Below are 18,939 nucleotides of genomic sequence, written 5' to 3'. Positions count from 1 at the left end.
AATTCTTTTTCTCTCCGCTTTTAGATCCGGGTGCGGAGGTTCATATGTGTTATTTCTTGATCAATTTGGTATTATAAGTATTTTTGTCATCTTTTATTGTAATCACATACATTCCTTTTACCAGAGAAGCTACATTGATCTTTCCGTCAATCTTACCTTCCTGAACAAGTCTTCCATCCGCACTGTAGATTTTATAGTCGCCTTTACCTTTAAGGTTTTTCACTTCTACAAATGTATCTGCAGGATTAGGATAAACAGATACCTCTGATGATTTTGTATCTACCGTTTCTCTCACAGCAAGTGTACTCGCGGTAATTTTCACAGGAAGATCCATAATACCTCCAGCCTGGCTTGCCAACTCACCACATACGCTGTTCAGGGCACTCGTTGCGAATTTACCAACCATCCTCATTCTTAACACCTTATCTCCGGAGTAAGTGGTAGCAGGAACGGTGAAGTTAAAACCAGGCAACGCTATATTACCTGCATTTGTTGTCGCTGAAGTCTGTCCCACCCTTTCTGTAGATTCAAATACTCCGTTTCTATTATAATCAATCCAGGCAGATAGATTTACCGGCATTCCGTTTTGCAACAGATTCCCTATTCTAGGCGTAAGCATATAGGTACTTCCTTGTGTCAAATTAACAACTTTAGTAAGATCTTCGCTTAAATCTTTATAGGATTTTGCTGTAAGATCACTAAAATCAAGATTCGCAACGGTAACTTTTAAGATGGCTCCTACATAAGGTGAACCTGAATTTAAAAGGCAGTAATCAACTCCTGTCTTTAATCCTTTTGTTTTAAATGTATAATTATTAGAGAAAGTTCCGGGAACTGAATTTACCACAGCTGCTACCTGAACTTCGTAATTGGTTTCATCTTCTAAATTATTCAGAACTACAGAATTTGCCTGGCTAGCAACATTAGACCAGGTGGCTGTTCCTGCTTTTCTGTAATTAACAGAGTAAGCAGCTCCGGGAACACTATTCCAGGATACCCTTGCTGTTGTTTTGAAAACCTCAGTATCTATCGTGGAAACTCCTGTAGGTGCTGATGCAGCCGAAGTAGGTGCACTTCCCACAGTAACAGCAGGAGACACTGCATAAAAGATATTTCCTATTGCTGACACTCTTAATTTTACTGCTCCGCTTATATTACCCGGCATTTGTACACTATAGGTTCCGGTGTTTGGAGTTGAAGCGACAAGATTTGTCCAGGTTGCACCGTTATCTGTAGTATAATCTATTTTCACGCTCGCTGTATTATAAGGGGCTGCATTTGTATTGGCAACCTCCCAATAGATTGTGTTTAGTGCATCATTATACAATACTGAAGATGTGGTCAGTCCGTTGAATTTGAATGGCCCGTCATTCCCTACAGTCACTGTAGTTGTTGAGCTTGAAACCATGGGACGCTGAGCGTTCAGATCCCGTACCGTTACCGCATAGTTCAATGTTCGCGGGATATATGATACTGTTTCCCATCTCTGTTTGTCTGTCAGGATTCCATTCATCACACTTGCAAAGTTGGGAAAATACCTTCTTCCGTTTGCTGTTCCGGGAACTGATCTTGCCAAAGCTCCTTTTGGATTGTATCCCCATCCGCTGTCGCCGGAAATGGTAGAAAATTCATCAGTACTGTCATTCTGTTCCCAGGTATAGTTCACAGAATCATTTTCAGCATCTGTAGCTGAAGCTTCAAGATAATAAGCAGTTCCTTTAGGAATACTATAAGCAGCTAAAGGATTAATGGCGGGAGCAGTATTGTTGATAATGTTTTGAGAGGCTCCGCAATTAACTTTACTTTCTAAATTAGTTAATACCTGATCAATGGATTTATAATGAAAATATCCGTCAGCATTAGCCTGAACATTATCATAGGTAATCCCGGCATAGCCCATAATAGTAGTACCGCCTCCAGGCTCTACATTGGCACCCTGATTGGCATCTGTGACAGAAGTATTTGAAAATGTGTGATTAGCTCCCAACTGATGTCCCATTTCATGGGCTGCCGTAAAATCAAAAACTTCCCCCACCGGAACAGGTCCCTGGGTGTAAGCGGAGCCTTTTTTTATTTCAGTATTAGTCGCCGGATCGATGCAGACAATTCCGATTCCTCCTGCGTTTCCGCTTCTCTCAGCATTCTGATTAAGAACATGGCCGATATCATAGTTGGCATTTCCCACTACAGAGGTAAGGGTTTGTTGCAGCTGGAGATTCAAATTCCCTGTATAAGGATCTGTTGCCGGATCAAGATAGATGATATCCGGAATATTCTGAACCGTTAAATGGGCTCCGAAATCCCGTTCAAAAACCCCGTTTATGCGGGTCATGGTATTATTCATGGCGGCCAGTACAACGCCTTTTTTTACGTCGTCGGTCGCATTGGCCGGAGTTCCTGCCGCTGTTAACTGATATTGGCTGTATTCTCCTGTAACGGACAATGCCATTCTAAAATCTCTGTATTTTGTATTGGTAGGTCTGCTGGCAATCCCCACTCCGGAAAGCATTTTTTTACCATTCTCTACCAATTTATTAATACTCTTAAAATCATGTTCTCCTGTATCACATGTAAAGCCGTGCTCTCCTTCATTCTTTGATTTATAGAATACGCCGTAAGTCTGTTTATCAGCACTTATTGGTTCTATAAACTGAAAAATACCATTTTTAATGATCATAGACTGCATATCATAGGGAGAGGTACTGAATCTCAAATATTTAGACGGATCATCTACGCCCACTCCTACATATGACCCAAGCTGATATCTTTCGGCCAGGGATTTATCAATAACCGGATTGCTATAGACAGCAAACTTTTCAATCTTCCCTTCAACCGTGGGTAAAGAAATAATAACTGATGTTGCTCCTTTCCCGGTTTCTTCAGCATTTCTCAGCATTTCGCGAAGAGATTTCAGATCCACTCTATAAGAATGTTGTACTTCTACTCCTTCTCTTATCTGTGAAGTTTTCTGTGAGACAGATTCCCATCTCTGAGCATTGAAAACCGTAAAACAAGATGCTAATGCACAAACGAATAAAATTCTTTTTTTCATAGATTTATTTAAAATTACTTTGGTTGTATGAGTATAGGTAGCTCATTTTTATCAAAAGATCATTTTGGATTCTGATCAATCCACTTAAGTATTATCATAAGTTCAACAAAATGAAATCAATGATGAAAAATTCACAACAAATCACTTCACAAAACTTGTATATTCCCAATAAAAAACAAAAATAAATGATACTACTCGTATACATCAGGACTTACAATTAATTAATTATCAGTCAATTACATTTTACACTCGATTTTGTCTTGCTAAATTCTGTTTTTTATAAGTAAGAATGAATACAATTCTAACCTAAAAAACGGATGAAAAAACATATTGAAAATCAACTAAAAAGAGGAAGAAAAAAAGAGAAATAATCAGGAATACAGTATAAAAAAGGAGAAACTTCCAAAGAACTACTGCTGTTTTTCATGAAAGGATTAATAAATTAAGAAAATATAATAATTATTTAAATATCAGATATTTAAAATCAAAAATATAACATGTAGTATCCGTGTAGTATCGTATTTTTTCATGTTTCCGTCAAAAATTTTCATATTTGAGCACTGAGACCACTAAAAAAAAACCGGGTGGTGAAAAGAGAATATTTCGAGTACTGTCTGACCTGATGAATCAGACAGTTTTTTTTTGGATTATTGTAAGGTATCAAAGAAATGATAAATATCTGTATCCCCGGGAATATTCAATTTTTTTCTGATCCTGTATTTTTTCTGCTGAATACTTCTATGCTGAACCATCGTATAGTTTGCTATTTCTTTAGAAGAAAAATGTAATTTCAGCATTGCACAGAAAACCAGTTCGGAATTTTCAAGATTGGGGTTAATCATAAAAAGCTGAGGGATAAACTCGGGATAGGTTTCTTTAAAACGATCCAGGAACTCAGGATCATTCTTTTTACCAAGTTCTATAATTTCCTCCTGCTTATTGTCATTCATTCTTATTTTCAGATTTTCAGCTTCCCGGGCAAGAATTTTTTTTCGTTTTCTCAAGGCAATACTAATTCTCCAGGCATATACCCCCAGCAGGCAAAGCCCTAAAAACGACAGGGAAATAATCCAGTATATTTTGCTTTTATGGTGATCCGCATCCTGTTGGGTGACTGTAATAAAAGACTCCATATCCTGATTAATGGTAGCCAGCAAAGAGGTATTGGTTCTGTCGAAAGCCTCTGTATAGGCTTTCAAATAAAAATAGGCCTTCTCTTTATCTCCGGTACGTTCATATAACATTCTGAGATCGTTATAGATATACTTGCCATAATAAACATAGATACGTTTTGTTTTATCATTGATTTTCAATGCTTTGATGAGAGCCTGTTCCGCCTTATCATATTGTTTATCATAAAGAAAATATTCCCCCAAAATGGTATTGGCATAGAGGGCTATTCCATCTTCTTTACCTCTTAGATTGGCTTTATTATAAGCAATGGTTATATACTTATATGCAGAATCTTTGTCTTTATGCATATAGACATAATCGCTTATTGCACAATCTGCAAGACCGGTATCGTCCAGCCGTTTTGCTTTATGAAAATACCCCAGTGCTTTTTGGTATTCCTTTTTTTGAACAAGATAAATAGCCTGTCTGAAATAAATACTGAAAAGGATATCGTCTTTAAGCGGGGAATGATCACTTTTCCTGATAAGACTCATTGCTTCATTATTATACTGAAAAGCTTTATCAAGCCTTCTAAGCTCTACATTGAAGCGGCCATACACGTTGTAAAATCTTGCTTTGTGCAGGTTGTCTTCCGAATCATCCAGAATTTCCTTTGCATTATCAAAAAGAATCTGCGCCTTCTGGAAGTTTTCAAGCGATATATTAAGTTCTGCCAGATTGATATAGCATAGTGCCTTCCCATCCTGATAATTCATTTCATCGGCCTGTTTGTAATATCTTTTATTAAGACTAATGAGTGAATCATATTCTCCACCAAGCCTTAACTTTTCATTCTGTCTCAGTAAAGCAACGTCAAATTTCTTTTCAGCCTCTTTCTTTGAATGGGAATGGCACGAAACTAAAACAAAAAGTAACACAAAAAGAAAAATACGCATCATATGTCTCTCTAATTAAGCTAAATTCATGTATATATTATGATTAAAAATGATCTATCCGGAGAAAAACAGTCTGTATAATTTTAAAATTTTCAATGGTTATTTCTGCTAAGATCAACAATAAATCTTTTCATAAAACAGAATCATTCTGCTTTTATTGTGATGTACTTTTTATTCCGCCAGGTTTTCAAAAAAGTCGTAAATATCTGTTTCTCCGGGAATATTCAGTCTTTTTCTGATCCTGTATTTCTTTTGTTGAACAGATTTATGCTGTACAAAAGTATAATCTGCAATCTCTTTGGATGAAAAACGTAATTTCAGCATTGCACAGAAAGCCAGTTCTGAATTTTCAAGATCCGGATTGATCGCCAGCAGCGATTTAATAAATTCAGGAAAGAGCTCTTTAAATTTCAGCAAGAAAGAAGAATCATTTCTTTTCGCAAGTTCAGTCACCTCCTGAAGCTGTTTTGTCTGAACGTGATTTTTAAGTGCGTCGGTTTGTTCTTTTAATGTATTCTTCTTCTTTTGTAATCTGTTAATCATTTTCCGTACATATACTCCTGACACAGTAAGTACTGTGATAGACAGTGCAATAAACAACGGAAGATCATTTTTATGCCAGTCCGATTCCTGCTTCATTTCCGAAATAAAATCTTCGGTAGCTTTATTCATAACGGCAAATCGTTCTGCATCAAACCTTCCCTCCTCCTCCATATATTTCTTCAGATAAAAATAGGCTTTCCCTCCGTCATTTTTTTTCTTATATAATTCTGCAAGTGATTTATAAACTTCTTTGATATGTGAAGAATAGGTCCGTCTTGTCTTGATATTAATCTCCAGTGCTTTTTTTAATGCTTTTTCAGCCTGTTCGCTATTTTCAATTTCATTATAGTAGTATCCCATTGTATAATATACCCAAAGAGATTCCACATCTGTAGTTTTCTGACTGATCATTTTTTCATCTGCTTTGCTGATGTATATGCCGGCAGAATCAGGTTTATGGGTAAATAAATAGTACTGTGCCACCATACAATTGGTGTACGCCGAATTTTCCAACACATTTGCTTTTGTAAAGCATTTCAGAGAAGTTCCCAGCCATCCTTTCCATGCATAGTAAATTCCTTTGTTTACATAAAGTCTGGGTAGAAGTTTTTGGCTAAGCTTCGTTTTTCCGGCCTGTTTGAGAAAATAAAATGCTTTGTTATTGCATTCTATAGCCTTATCGTTTAATTTAAGATGAGAATAATAGAGACTGTAATCATCATAGAATGCTGCCTTATGGTAAGCATTTCCGGAATTGATCAGATCTTTTTCTGCTTTATTGAAAAAAAACCGGGCTTTTTCATAATTTCCAGCAGAAACATTTACGCCTGCCATATTCAGATAGCAGAGACCTTTTCCTGCTGTATATTTTATTTTTGCCGCTTTCTTCAGGTATTCCTTATTAAGCTTAACAAAAGCCTCATATTCACCAGACAACTGAAGGTCGGAGCTTTGGGTCAACAGAGATACATCAAAATTTTCCCGGTCTGTATTATCAGTTTCCTGATGACATGAAAACATAACCAGAATCAGCCCCATGAAGATTGTAAAGGCTATTATCTCTTTGATAGCCTTTGAGTGGATCGTTTTATTTTTAAAAATGATTACATTAATTTTTCCCATCAGCACCACTTTTCCCTGTATATCTACATATCTACCTATTCACTTACTTAAAAATAAGTTGATAATTTTCTATCGTTATTCTAATATTATTCCCCAATCAGTGTTATAAATATACATAAATTATCATGTTCATTGTGAAATAAACAGGTTATTTCGCAAAAATGTAACATTCAGATAAAATATTGTAATATTTCTCATTTAAGCAAACACTTTTTACCATTTAAAGACTGCTTTTATGAACTTTCTGTCAAAAAGTATATGCTTTATTTTAATAAGACTACCTGAAACGAAATTTGTTACAAGAAGATAAGCTTGTTTTATAATTTTTGATAAATTATTTTGACAAACAAAATTATCTCCATATTTGTATATTGATCTTATGAAAAATCTTATCAGTATGAATATCAGCTATCGCCAACTTCTTCCTGAAGAAAGTAAAGCATATCGGGCCATCCGTCTGGAGAGCCTGGAACAGTTTCCTGAGTCATTTTGCGCAACCTATCAGGAAGCCAGTAAAATTGAAAAATTTCAGATGGAAAACGACATTGAAGAACAGACTTTTGGAAAATTTGTAGTGGGTGCATTCTCAAATGATTTGCTGATAGGCATCTGTGCTTTTGTTAAAAGTGACGAAAACTCAGGTACTCTTTACCAAATGTATATAAAAAGAGAGTTCCAGGGAAAGAATATTGGTCAGGGATTAATTGAAGCTGTTATTCATGAAGCAGGCAGACAGTTTAATGATATTGAAATTTTCCTGGAAGTTACACCCGGAAATGACAAAGCGTACAATTTATATAGAAAAACAGGATTTCTGGAAGTAAAAAATACTTCTGCCGAAGATCCCGGTAATTATATTGTCATGAAATATACACCTGAATAAAAGCTGGATAACTTTCAAAATCATGATACAGAAACCTAGTACTGCATAGTTAAATATGATAAAGGAATCAGGGTATTTATTAAATTTAACAGAGAAAATGGATACAGTTTAATTTATAACGTATCATTAATTTTTTAAGTTAAATCGAAACATGAAAACGGAAAATTTTGAAACAGTATGTGAAGACGGTGTAAAGCTTAAAGGTATTCTTCTTATTCCGGAACATCCGAAGGCCGTGATCCAGTTTAACTGCGGCACCGCAACTAGAAAAGAATTTTATCTGTCTTTCCTCACCTATCTTGCTGAACATGATTTTCTGTGCTGCCTTTGGGATTACAGAGGAAGCGGAGATTCTTCTTCCTGCAATCTGAGATCCTGCGAGTTTACTTTTTCAGATTATGGAGTCAAAGATATGCCCGCCATCAAAAATTTTCTGAATAACAGGTTTCCTGATCTTCCGTTTATGATTGTCGGGCACAGTGCCGGTGGACAGCAAATAGGATTTATGAAAAACCTGGAGAATGTAAAAGGAATGGTCAATTTTGCGGTATCAGCAGGTTATTACAGGAATATGCCTCCTTATTACAGGATGAAGGCTTATTTCTATTTTTACATTTTTGCACCGGTAAGTGTTTTCATGACAGGCTATGTGAAAGCCAAAACCTTTGGGTTAATGGAAAACCTGCCCAGGAATGTAGTGTTTGAGTGGCGTACCTGGCTTGAAAAGAGAGATTATTTTTTCGATGCTCAATTTTATGGTAGAAGTGTACCTGTAGGGCATTTCAAGAATTATACGTTCCCCATCCATTTATTCTGGACTACGGATGATACCATTTCAAGCCAGAAGAACACAGAAACATACTGGCAGCACATTGACAGTAAAAAAGAGATCAGCTTCACAAAATTAGTTCCTTCGGAATTAGGATTGAAAAAAATTGATCATTTCGGTTTTTTCAAAAAAAATATGAAAGACAGGCTTTGGGCTAATGTGGTAGAAAAGTTAAACGGTTTTCTTTAAACCATTTAACTCTGATCATTTTTTAAAGTCCTTACAAATTTCTCAAACTGTCGATCTGTATTTCGTAAGACCGGTCCGTGACCAAAGCAGATAGTAGCCGGATTCAATTCTGCCAGTTTCTGAAGCGATTTGATATTGCGCTGCTGATCTGTGGTGAACATATTGGGAGGAAGCCGAAGTCCCGGCACTGTCGTAAGCAGGTTCATATTGGTAGCGGCATCCCCAATGATCAGTAATCCATCCTGCTCGCGGAACAAGGAAATATGACCTCCCGCATGTCCTGGGGTTTCTATTACCTGAAAATTTCCGATTTTATCGTTTTCAACTATGGTCTGCCCTACTTGATGTCCCTGACCCGCCCAGTATTTCTGCTGAAGCTTTGCCAGCCAATGCTGCGGAGCCGGATAGTCGTTGGTTACGAGACCTGTTTCAGTCCTGAAAACTTCATTGGGATGGCAGAGCAGGGGTATATTGAACTCTGCACATATATGATCGCTGCAGCCCTGGTGGTCTGCATGGGCATGGGTTAGTACATGTTGATGGACAGGGAATTTCTGCAGGATTTTCTTTATGGTTGTGTACGAACTTCGTATTCCCGAGTCTACCAGAACACCTTCAATAATATAGCAATTGATACTGTTTCGCGGCATGAGTGGAATATGGAATACTTCAGGAGCAATTTGACGTAGCATAATTTTTTTTCTGCAAATCTACATTGCCGATCAGTAGGGTATAAGGACATTTGTCCTATAATATGCCGGGTCTGTGGATTTGTCCCTTCGCCCGGGTAAGTGATCGCTGTGTGATTCCAAGGTATGAAGCCAGATCCTGCGTCGATATCCGTTTTACGAGCATCGGTTCATAAGATAAGACATGACGGTATTTGTCTACGGCGGATTTATTATTGTAATTCAGAAGATAACGTTCCTTTTGAATATACTCCTGCTCTATCACCGATTTTGTAACTCCGTTCAGAGCAGCCACCTTTTCCAGCAGCAGCTGATAGTCTTGATAACTTATGCTATAGATTATGCTATCTTCTACAGCCCTGAAGCTTTTTCCGGATTTCTCCTGCGCTATAAACCCGGAAAACGAGGTGACAAATTCATTTTCAAACTTGAAGCAGGTAATATTTTCCTTACCTTCTTTGTCGGTAGCATATGCTTTTACAGCACCACTGGCAATAAATCCAATATAACGGCAGATTTCATCTTCATGAATAAAAAAATCACCCTTTTTTAAGTGAACCGGTTTGAAGAAGTGCAAAGAAAAATTGACTTCATCGGGTGATAATCCTCCTGCTGAGGACAGATAATTTTCAAATACATTACTCATCCCGCAGTCTGTTTGGTCTTTATTTTCTTGCAAATCACACATCAGATCCAGTAATTTTATTAAGGTGAATAAAGGAATTAATTATAAAAATAAGGTTCGGTTAACTATCACTTTTAAATATTAAGAACCCTTAAATACATACTCATCATACACCGTATTGATCAGCTCATCAGGATTGATGTTCCGCGAAAAAATAGGATAATGAAAGCGATCCAGCTTATTAAGAATACGGATCAGTTCCATTTTCTCGTAGTGGTTGAGATTTCCGGCAACGATATTGGTAGCCTGGCGGATTTTTTCCATTTGATTTTCCAGGACCTTTAATCCTCTTTCGGTAATACGGATTAATTTACTGCGTTTATCTACATCAGAATCTGTCTGTTCTATAAGTCCCTGGCGCAAAAGCCTGGCAATAATAAGCATCCCTACCGGCTTATCATGGATATTTTTTTTGATAAGCGCCATTTTTGTCATTTCCCCAAAAGCTTTAAGATTAATCAGATAAATAAAATCTTCCTGAGTAGAAAATTCAGAATGTGAGATGGCAGACTTTGAATAGGTTTTTGCATACCGGTTAAGATGAACAAGTAATGTACTGATGGCACTCTCCGGCGTTCTTCCGTTCTCCTTGCCTTCCCAGTAGGGCTCTTCAGGGTGATGTTCTTCCATATTCCCTTTACCAGAAATCCATGCTTTAAAGCCCTGAATAGTTACCGGATAAGACTCTGGGCTATTACTGACTTCAGTTTCAAACTCTTCCAGCAGGTCTATATAATCTTTAATAAGCGTGTAATTCATTTCTGTTAAATAGTTTACAAATATACTAAATTCACCTCATATATAAGCAAGGTTAAAGCAAATAGAAATAGATTCTGTGAACAGTAGTGAACGGGTATTTCCTGTATAATACCCTGCTTTTTATCTTATCCAAACCTGGAATAAAAAGAAATGATAATCTGATCATTTTGATAATCAAAATTTTCCGATCATCCGTTCTGTGGTATTACGATGTAACACGGTATAATAATTGTTGGAAAATAAACAGGAGTAAAATAAGCGTATGGATCATATAGAAACTGAACCAATAGATTTGGTAAGAGATAAAAATTTTATTGATAAATACTTCAGTTTAACTATAAAAAAGGAGTTGAATATAGAAATCAATGTCAGCAGTGAGTATATTACTGCCCAAAATATTGTTTCCCGAAAATTAATTCTGGTGAAAACATTTTCAGATGCTGTCATGGGAAATCCTGAGCTGTACCTTTTATTGGCTTCTCTCATCCATGATGTGAATACCCACTCTTTAACAAAGGGACAGATCATCAGAGCACTGGACAAAGAATAAAGAGGCTGTCTCAAAAGTCCCCCCTCTCTCGGACTCCTGCCTGACAACTTTTGTCATTTAGGAAATTCTCAGAGCGTTAATTTACCTTTTGAGACAGCCTCTTTTATTTTTTAATGTAACCGGATATTATACCTGTTCTTTCAAATGTTTCGCAACCATTGCTTCCAGATCATCAAGATTAAAAGGTTTTGAGACATAATCATCAGCTTTTGCTTCTGAGGCCAAAGCAACAATATCATTATTGGCTGTAACATAAATGACAGGAATATGTTTAAATTCCTCGGTGCTTTTGAGAAGTTTTGTCGCTTCTACCCCTCCTATTTTAGGAATCCAGTTATCCATCAGAATAACATCCGGCTGATAGTCTGCCACTTTCTCAAGGATATCGTGTGAAGTCTCTGAGATTTTGACATCATACCCGTTTTCTTCAAATATGATGGTGATCACTTCTAAGATAGCCGCTTCATCATCAAAAATTAAAATCTTCTTTTTACTCATATTATGTAGATTATTCTATTCTGAAATATTATAATTGTTTTATATAATCCGCTAAACCGGCGGGCGTGATAATTAAATCATATTCAATTTCTTCTATGGCATGTTTCGGCATAAATTCCACTTCTGCTGTTTCCGGATCCTGAATCCATACCTGCCCGTTATTTTTTTTAATATAGCTTAGTCCTTCTACTCCATCGGCATTAGCTCCCGATAAAAGGATACCAATCAGATTTTCCCCATAAATTTCTGCTGCAGACCTGAAAGTAACATCTATAGAGGGACGGGAATAATTCATTTTTTCCGAGCTGTCCAATGACATCCATTTTGTGTTCTCAAACAACAAATGATAGTCTGCGGGAACAATATATATGGTGTTATCATGAACTTCAGTTTTATCTTCAACCTCTATGACAGGTATTTTGGTAAACTGCTGCAGTAAAGTACGCAGAATATCTCCCGATTGAGCTTTACGATGCATCACCAGTACAATGGGAACAGGGATGGTATGATCCAGGTTTTTGATCATTTCTAGGATGACCTGTAAACTTCCTGCTGATCCGCCGATAACAATTAACTCTGTATTGGTTTGTGGTTTCATTCCGCTCATTACTAGTGGTGATCAATTTTTTTCCAGATTTTCTGATCTTCAACCTGATGGTAATTTTTGTCGATAGCAGAAAACCGAAGGGTTTCTTTTGCTCCCAATGCGAGAAAACCTAAATTTTCCAGGCTGTTATCAAAAAGTCTGAATACCCTTTCCTGAAGTTCTCTGTCGAAATAAATCAGTACATTCCTGCACACAATCAACTGAAAACTATTGAAAGAGCTGTCTGACACAAGGTTATGTGTTGATAAAATCAGTTTTTCCTGTAAGCTTTTATCAAATCGTACACTATCATAATTGGCAGTATAATAATCCGAAAAGTCTTTTAATCCGCCTGAAAGCATGTAGTTTTCCGAATACAACTTCATCTGCTGCAAAGGGAAAATACCAGCTCTGGCTGTTTCAAGAACAGCGGGGTTCAAATCGGTTCCATAAATCAGAGACTTACTGTAAAGACCGGCTTCTTTCAGCAGAATGGCTATAGAATATGCTTCTTCTCCTGTTGAACATCCTGCAATCCACACCCTGATGAGCGGATAGGTTCCCAACTGAGGCAATATATTATCCCTCAGTGCTTTAAAAAAAGAAGGATCCCGGAACATTTCCGTAACATTTACTGTAACTTCTTCTACAAAACGTTTTAAGTACTCTGTATCATTCATCACAGTGTATCTGAGCTCTGCAAAACTGGTAAACCTGTCTAAAAGACATATACGGTTAACTCTTCTTTTAAATGAAGCCCTGCTATAACCCGAAAAGTCATAGCCATACCTGTCATACACATCTCTGATGAGATATTCTACTTCTTCATCTTTTATGATACTTGGTTCCAGCATCTATGAAAGTTTTTCTATTGCCGTTATTAAAAGATCCACATCAATGGGTTTTGTTACGTAATCATCGGCTCCGGCTTCCAGACATTTCTGGCGGTCTTCGGGCATTGCCTGTGCTGTGACAGCAATCACCGGAACATGTTTTATTTCCTGAGTATCCCTTATCATTCTTACAGCTTCATATCCGTCTATGCCAGGCATCATCATGTCCATAAGAACAACGGAAAACTGAGGATCAGACTTGATCATTTCCAGGGCATCCTGTGCCATTGTAGATGATTCCACTGTATATCCACGGGCTTTAAGGGTTAGTTTTAAAGCAAATATATTGCGTGGGTCATCATCCACGATTAAAATTTTCTTATTCATCAGAATTTTATCTGTTTAACTTTCATACAACCAAACACGAAGGAGTGATAATAGCTGATCTATATCGACTGGTTTTGAAATGTAGTCCGAAGCTCCTGCTGTAATACATTTCTCCCTTTCTCCGATCATTGATTTAGCAGTAATAGCTATAATAGGCAGTTTTTTAAATGCCGGCATTTTTCTTATTTCCTTTATTGTCTCATAGCCATCCATTTCCGGCATCATCATATCCATCAGAATAACATCGATATCCGGATTGTGGCTGATTTGCTCCAAAGCATGTTTTCCATCCATCGCTACAATGACCTCAACTTTATATTTTTCCAGGGCTTTGGTTAAAGAAAAAATATTGCGGACATCATCATCAGTAATGAGTACTTTTTTACCACTCAGGACTTCTGTTAAAGAACCCAGCATTCTGCCTGTATTACCTTCGGCCGAACTGTTTTTTTCCTCCACCAAATGTAAGAATAAACCAACCTCATCTAAAACTCTTTGATAGGAATGTGCAGTTTTTACAACAATAGAATCTGCATATTGCTTTATTTTCAGTTCTTCTTCTTTAGACAAATGATGTTCCGTAAAAATAATGATCGGTAGATTTTCCAGTCCTTCATAGCTTTTGATTGATTCTATGACGTGATAATCATTGGCTTTCGTGCTTCCGATATCCAGAATCACACAGTCAATAAGGTCTGAAGTAAGTGCTTTTACACTATCCTCCACATTATGTTCCACAGATAAGGAAATATTAAAATTACTAAGGAAATAAGACAATGCGCTGGCATGTTTGGCATTTTCTTCGACAATTAAAACTTTTTGAGGTCCTTTTTGTAATGCTTCTTCAATTTTCCTGAATACATCCGTCATTCTATCCAGAGCCACTGGCTTATTGATAAAATCTACCGCTCCTTTCATCAGGCTTTCTTTTTTCACATGCAGGGCAGACATCATATGTACCGGAATATGTTTTACCTGAGGATCAGACTTCAACTCGTCCATGACTTCCCAGCCATCTTTTACAGGAAGCTGAATATCCAGTAAAATAGCATGCGGATGATATTTCTGAGCCGCCGAAAGACCGTAATCTCCTCTTACGACCACTACCCCTTTATAGTTCTGTAAGCGGGCATATTTCAATAAAGCTTTTGCAAAATTGGTATCATCTTCAATGATAAGGATGATTTTGTCCCCTTCCTGAATATTCTCTCTGTCGTCCTCCACATCTTCAGGAATTTCCAACGTATTCTTTTTAACAGTTTCTCCTTCATCAAGGATATTCTGAATTTCTTCAACATCTTCCCGTATAATTTCCACCAGATCCTGATCCGTTTCGGAATAAACAACTTCAGTAACCTGATGCACAGGAATAATAAAGCTGAATTCACTTCCTTTATTGAGTTCACTTTTCAGAACAAGCTCACCTCCTAAAAGTCTTGCAATTTCACGGCTTATAGAAAGTCCCAGACCTGTACCTCCAAATTTTCTTTTTGTAGATCCGTCAGCCTGCTGGAATGCTTCAAAGATAATTTTCTGCTTATCCTCAGCTATTCCGACACCGGTATCCTTTACAGAAAATATAATAAAATCAGGTTTTTCAGAATGCTTTTTGATCAATAAACTGATGCTTCCTTTTGTTGTAAACTTTAAAGCATTGGACAGCAGATTTCTTAATACCTGATCTATGCGGAGGCGGTCGCTTTCAATAACGGGCTTCACGTCCGAATCAATTTCGATATTGAAAGGAAGGGCTTTTTCCTGAAATACAGGATTAAATAAACTCTTCAGATCTTTTACAATTTCTTCAATAACCACTTCCTGATATTCCAGGGTCATCTTACCGGATTCTATTTTGGCCAGGTCAAGAATTTCATCTATTAACGTTAATAAGCTTGTTCCTGAACTTTGAATAACTTTGGCAGATTCCACCTGGTCTTCGTTAAGGTTTTCATCCGGATTTTCTGCCATTAACCGCGATAACAGAAGGATTGAATTAAGCGGTGTACGCAGTTCATGAGACATATTGGCTAAAAATTCAGACTTGTATTTGGTGCTGAGTGCCAGTTCCTCTACTTTTTTCTGAATCTCATTATTACGTTCAGCAATCAAATGATTCTTTTCTTCCAGCAATCGTGAGCGTTCCTCAAGCTCTGCATTGGCCTGCATCAGCTCTTCCTGCTGTACTTTGAGCTCTTCTTCTGAGGCCTGAAGCTTCTGTGTCTGTGCTTCCAGTTCAGTATTAAGGTTTTCAAGCTCAGAATGTTGTACCTGCAATTCTTCAGACTGTGCCTGGGTTTCTTCCAGCAGCTGCTGTTCTTTTTCTCTTCCTTTTGCCGCATTCAGGGCTATTCCTATATTGATGCAGCATTCTTCAAAATAGCTGATTCTGTCTTCTTCAAAATTAGAGGTAGATCCTAATTCCAGAACTCCTATCGCATGGCCGTCTGCAAAGACCGGTATCAGAATGATGCCATAGATCTTAATGGTACTGCTGGCAAAGGTTACTACAAAATCATCTTCATGAAGATTATTGTATACCTGTGTTTTAGCATTCATGAAAGCCTGGCCCACCATTCCTTCACCTGGCTCAAAAGTCTGTTTCATATTGGCTTCCAGACCAAATGCTTTGTTGAGCTTCAGGACACCTTCGTCAAAAAGATATAATGAACCGTTGATACAGTTTCCGTATTCAATCAACTGATGTAAAGCCCTGCCGGCAACTTCTTTTACTGATTTATTTCCGACAAGGGATTCATTCAGTAAAGCAAGACCTTTCTGGCGCCAGTCGCTTTTATTAATTTTTTCAAAAGATGTTTTAAGAGATTCGGTCATGTGATTCAGGGATTCTACAAGATCCCCAAGGTCATCCTCTGCGTTATCTACAGCTTTCTCGCTGTAATCACCATTGGCTACTCTGTTCGCAATTTTTTGAATAGCACTTACACGGCGTGTCATTTCCTGATCTTTATCCCTCAGCATTTTTTCCAGCTCATCTCTCCTGATAAGATCTGCCCTCATTTTAAAATAGAAAAATGTGGTCACAACTACCGCAGCCAGTGCAGAAAAAACAATAAAAAGAACGGTCGTTTCTGATGAGCGTGTTAAATCTTTGTTTTTGATTTCAACCTGGCTTTCTTCATACTGCACAAAATCTTTTACAATTTTACGGCACTCATCCATATAAGCTTTACCGGTAACGATTTGCTGCTGGGTCATCACAATACCCTTCCGTCTGTTTTCCACCAGATTTTTCAGGTTATCCATCACCTGGCTCACCGCCACTTTTAATCCGGCAAGTCTTTCCTGTTGATTTTTATCCTGGACCCCAAGTGATTCTGCAAGCACCAGCGCTTTGGAGTATTCTCTTAATCCGCGTTTATAGGGTTCGAGAAAATCTTCTCTTCCGGTCAGCTGATAGCCCCTGTTTCCTGTTTCAGCATCCAGCAAAGCTACCAGAACATCCTTAACAGCCGTTACAGAACGCCTGCTTTTGGAAAGACTCTCACGGTGATTCATTTGATTCTGAATACTCCAGTATGAAGCTATCGAACTGGCTATCAATATCAAAAGTGAAAGACCTATTCCAAACTGAAGATTTCGTATAATTTTTTTCGGCATGAAAATTAATTTAATGGTAAGGTAAAATAAAACGTAGATCCTTCATCTACGATACTGGAAACCCCGACGCTTCCATGGTGCTGTTTGATGATTTCGGAGCAAATAAACAGCCCGATTCCCATTCCCTGAAACTGCAGTGAAGATTCTTCCACACGATAGAATTTCTTGAATACGGCCTCCTGTTTAAAGTCAGGAATTCCGATTCCAAAATCTGTAACATTCACTCTCACTTCCTGAGCTTCCTGATCCACAAAGGTGGTTACAATCACCTGGTTATTATGAGGGGAATATTTGATCGCATTGGTGAGAAAATTAATCAGTACCTGCTCGATACGGATTTCATCCAGGGGAATTAAAATATCAGGTTTTACCCCATGGCGTTCAATTTTCACCTGGCGTTCATGGGTTTGTTTTATGGTCTCAATCGCATTACTGATCACATTTTCCAGATTCACCGGCTTTTTATTGATTTTCAGTTTTCCGTTTTCAATTTTCGAAACATCAAGAAGATCCGTGATGAGTGTATTCAGCTTTTCAATCTGGCCCTGAACTTTTGTAACAAATCCTGCTTCTGAGCTGTCTTTATCAAGTTTCAGCTTCCTTTCCAATAGCTGAACATAGGCTTTAATACTGGTTAAAGGAGTTTTTAATTCGTGGCTTGCAATACTTAAGAATTCATCTTTTTCTTTTTCCACTTTTTTCTGATCGTCAATATCGGTAAATGTTCCCACCCAGTTTTTAATACGGTGTTCATCATATACAGGGGTTACTCTAAGCAAATGATAACGGTAATGCCCTGAAATAACATTTTTAATTCTGATTTCCAATTCAAGAGCTTTTCCTTTTTTTCTGCATCTTTCCAGTTCTTCGCTTATATTATGATCATCAGGATGTGTTTCCGGGAAATTCTGTTCATTGTCTGAATATTGATACCATTTACCATTAACAAAATCAACCGCACCTTCTTCATTCAGAGTAAATGCAATCTGTGGAAGAGACTCCAGCATAAGATGAAAATGATCTATCTTGGATTTCATCGTCACCTGAGATTCCCGTCTTCCTTTGACTTCAAGTTCCAGATTCTGCTGTGTTTTTCTCATAGCAATACTCTGTTCCTGGAGATTATAAAAAGTTTTTACTTTAAGCAGAAGAATTTCAGGATCCACAGGCTTCGTCACGTAGTCTTTACCACCGGAAGCGTAACCTTGGGTAATGAATTTTTTATCGGTATTAACAGCGGATAAAAATATAATAGGAACATCTTTGGTTTTACTGTAGTCTGCAAGTGTTTCTGCAACTTCAAAGCCATCCATATCAGGCATCTGAACATCTAAAATAATTAAGGCATAGTCATTTTTCAATGCTTTGCCAAGAGCCTCTTCACCGGAGCTGGCCGTTTCAACCTGGAAATCTTTAGATTCAAGTAATTTTTGAAGCGAATAAAGATTACTTTGGTTGTCATCAACAATTAAAATCATAGAAGTTAAATCAATAATTAGTTACGGATACTTTAGCCTCAAAAATACTCACAATATTTGAGAAAACAGTAATTTTTAAAGGTTTATGCATAAGGATTTCATACCACATTTTTCACGAAAAACAACAATGGCATAATGATTGAAATTATTTACAATATTTTTAAAAAAT

Annotated in this window: 15 protein-coding genes; 3 read left to right on the top strand and 12 right to left on the bottom strand. The window is 37.4% G+C overall.

Features of this window, described 5'->3' with window-relative positions; translation table 11 throughout:
- Positions 1–49 precede the first annotated feature (49 nt).
- The 3 genes from V0410_RS01280 to V0410_RS01270 form a co-directional block, all read right to left on the bottom strand.
- Positions 50–3,052: a reprolysin-like metallopeptidase gene (locus V0410_RS01280; RefSeq protein ID WP_330745985.1), complete on the bottom strand. Its 3,003-nt coding sequence runs from the start codon at positions 3,050–3,052 to the stop codon at positions 50–52.
- Positions 3,053–3,699: 647 nt separating this feature from the next.
- Positions 3,700–5,124 carry a tetratricopeptide repeat protein gene (locus V0410_RS01275; RefSeq protein WP_330745984.1) on the bottom strand — a complete coding sequence of 475 codons (1,425 nt, stop codon included), beginning with the start codon at positions 5,122–5,124 and terminating at the stop codon, positions 3,700–3,702.
- 168 nt (positions 5,125–5,292) lie between these two features.
- Positions 5,293–6,786, bottom strand: a complete 1,494-nt coding sequence (locus V0410_RS01270; RefSeq protein WP_330745983.1) for a tetratricopeptide repeat protein — start codon at positions 6,784–6,786, stop codon at positions 5,293–5,295.
- Between the two features lie 379 nt (positions 6,787–7,165).
- Between V0410_RS01270 and V0410_RS01265 the strand changes: the two genes are divergently transcribed.
- Both V0410_RS01265 and V0410_RS01260 read left to right on the top strand, forming a co-directional pair.
- A complete protein-coding gene (locus tag V0410_RS01265; protein ID WP_330745982.1) occupies positions 7,166–7,669 on the top strand; it encodes a GNAT family N-acetyltransferase in 504 nt (167 codons plus the stop codon).
- 151 nt (positions 7,670–7,820) lie between these two features.
- Positions 7,821–8,687: an alpha/beta hydrolase family protein gene (locus tag V0410_RS01260; RefSeq protein ID WP_330745981.1), complete on the top strand. Its 867-nt coding sequence runs from the start codon at positions 7,821–7,823 to the stop codon at positions 8,685–8,687.
- 5 nt (positions 8,688–8,692) lie between these two features.
- Here V0410_RS01260 and V0410_RS01255 read toward each other — a convergent pair whose 3' ends face one another.
- The 3 genes from V0410_RS01255 to V0410_RS01245 all read right to left on the bottom strand — a co-directional run bounded on the left by V0410_RS01255 (position 8,693) and on the right by V0410_RS01245 (position 10,820).
- Complete coding sequence (locus V0410_RS01255; protein WP_330745980.1) at positions 8,693–9,379, bottom strand: MBL fold metallo-hydrolase; 687 nt, start codon at positions 9,377–9,379, stop codon at positions 8,693–8,695.
- A 55-nt stretch (positions 9,380–9,434) separates the two neighbouring features.
- Positions 9,435–10,022, bottom strand: a complete 588-nt coding sequence (locus V0410_RS01250) for a Crp/Fnr family transcriptional regulator (RefSeq protein WP_330745979.1) — start codon at positions 10,020–10,022, stop codon at positions 9,435–9,437.
- A gap of 120 nt (positions 10,023–10,142) precedes the next feature.
- Positions 10,143–10,820, bottom strand: coding sequence for a MarR family winged helix-turn-helix transcriptional regulator (locus V0410_RS01245; RefSeq protein WP_330745978.1), 678 nt, complete (start codon positions 10,818–10,820; stop codon positions 10,143–10,145).
- 262 nt (positions 10,821–11,082) lie between these two features.
- On the opposite strand from V0410_RS01245, the gene V0410_RS01240 reads away from it, so the two are divergent.
- Positions 11,083–11,370, top strand: a complete 288-nt coding sequence (locus tag V0410_RS01240; RefSeq protein ID WP_330745977.1) for a hypothetical protein — start codon at positions 11,083–11,085, stop codon at positions 11,368–11,370.
- Between the two features lie 126 nt (positions 11,371–11,496).
- On the opposite strand, the gene V0410_RS01235 is transcribed toward V0410_RS01240, so the two are convergent.
- From V0410_RS01235 to V0410_RS01210, 6 genes are read right to left on the bottom strand one after another with little or no spacing between them, the layout of a single operon-like run.
- Positions 11,497–11,868 (bottom strand): response regulator, encoded by a 372-nt coding sequence (locus V0410_RS01235; protein WP_047422842.1) that lies wholly within the window; start codon positions 11,866–11,868, stop codon positions 11,497–11,499.
- A gap of 28 nt (positions 11,869–11,896) precedes the next feature.
- Positions 11,897–12,475, bottom strand: a complete 579-nt coding sequence (locus V0410_RS01230) for a chemotaxis protein CheB (protein ID WP_330745976.1) — start codon at positions 12,473–12,475, stop codon at positions 11,897–11,899.
- Between the two features lie 2 nt (positions 12,476–12,477).
- On the bottom strand, positions 12,478–13,308 hold the full coding sequence (locus V0410_RS01225; protein ID WP_110009717.1) for a CheR family methyltransferase: 831 nt from the start codon (positions 13,306–13,308) through the stop codon (positions 12,478–12,480).
- A complete protein-coding gene (locus tag V0410_RS01220) occupies positions 13,309–13,674 on the bottom strand; it encodes a response regulator (protein WP_330745975.1) in 366 nt (121 codons plus the stop codon).
- Positions 13,675–13,689: 15 nt separating this feature from the next.
- The gene (locus V0410_RS01215) at positions 13,690–17,292 is read right to left on the bottom strand and encodes a response regulator (RefSeq protein ID WP_330745974.1); all 3,603 of its coding nucleotides are present in this window, start codon (positions 17,290–17,292) and stop codon (positions 13,690–13,692) included.
- A 5-nt stretch (positions 17,293–17,297) separates the two neighbouring features.
- Complete coding sequence (locus tag V0410_RS01210; protein ID WP_330745973.1) at positions 17,298–18,770, bottom strand: hybrid sensor histidine kinase/response regulator; 1,473 nt, start codon at positions 18,768–18,770, stop codon at positions 17,298–17,300.
- Between the last annotated feature and the right edge of the window lie 169 nt (positions 18,771–18,939).

This window comes from Chryseobacterium sp. CP-77 (assembly GCF_036362765.1).
Lineage (GTDB): Bacteria > Bacteroidota > Bacteroidia > Flavobacteriales > Weeksellaceae > Chryseobacterium > Chryseobacterium cupriresistens.
The sequence above is the reverse complement of the archived record's forward strand: the minus strand, read 5'-3'. Positions and strand labels throughout refer to the sequence as shown.

Coding starts and splice junctions, on each gene's coding strand:
- V0410_RS01280 (WP_330745985.1), bottom strand. CDS start 3,052: ATGAAAAAAAGAATTTTATTCGTTTGTGCATTAGCATCTTGTTTTACG.
- V0410_RS01275 (WP_330745984.1), bottom strand. CDS start 5,124: ATGATGCGTATTTTTCTTTTTGTGTTACTTTTTGTTTTAGTTTCGTGC.
- V0410_RS01270 (WP_330745983.1), bottom strand. CDS start 6,786: ATGGGAAAAATTAATGTAATCATTTTTAAAAATAAAACGATCCACTCA.
- V0410_RS01265 (WP_330745982.1), top strand. CDS start 7,166: ATGAAAAATCTTATCAGTATGAATATCAGCTATCGCCAACTTCTTCCT.
- V0410_RS01260 (WP_330745981.1), top strand. CDS start 7,821: ATGAAAACGGAAAATTTTGAAACAGTATGTGAAGACGGTGTAAAGCTT.
- V0410_RS01255 (WP_330745980.1), bottom strand. CDS start 9,379: ATGCTACGTCAAATTGCTCCTGAAGTATTCCATATTCCACTCATGCCG.
- V0410_RS01250 (WP_330745979.1), bottom strand. CDS start 10,022: ATGAGTAATGTATTTGAAAATTATCTGTCCTCAGCAGGAGGATTATCA.
- V0410_RS01245 (WP_330745978.1), bottom strand. CDS start 10,820: ATGAATTACACGCTTATTAAAGATTATATAGACCTGCTGGAAGAGTTT.
- V0410_RS01240 (WP_330745977.1), top strand. CDS start 11,083: ATGGATCATATAGAAACTGAACCAATAGATTTGGTAAGAGATAAAAAT.
- V0410_RS01235 (WP_047422842.1), bottom strand. CDS start 11,868: ATGAGTAAAAAGAAGATTTTAATTTTTGATGATGAAGCGGCTATCTTA.
- V0410_RS01230 (WP_330745976.1), bottom strand. CDS start 12,475: ATGAGCGGAATGAAACCACAAACCAATACAGAGTTAATTGTTATCGGC.
- V0410_RS01225 (WP_110009717.1), bottom strand. CDS start 13,308: ATGCTGGAACCAAGTATCATAAAAGATGAAGAAGTAGAATATCTCATC.
- V0410_RS01220 (WP_330745975.1), bottom strand. CDS start 13,674: ATGAATAAGAAAATTTTAATCGTGGATGATGACCCACGCAATATATTT.
- V0410_RS01215 (WP_330745974.1), bottom strand. CDS start 17,292: ATGCCGAAAAAAATTATACGAAATCTTCAGTTTGGAATAGGTCTTTCA.
- V0410_RS01210 (WP_330745973.1), bottom strand. CDS start 18,770: ATGATTTTAATTGTTGATGACAACCAAAGTAATCTTTATTCGCTTCAA.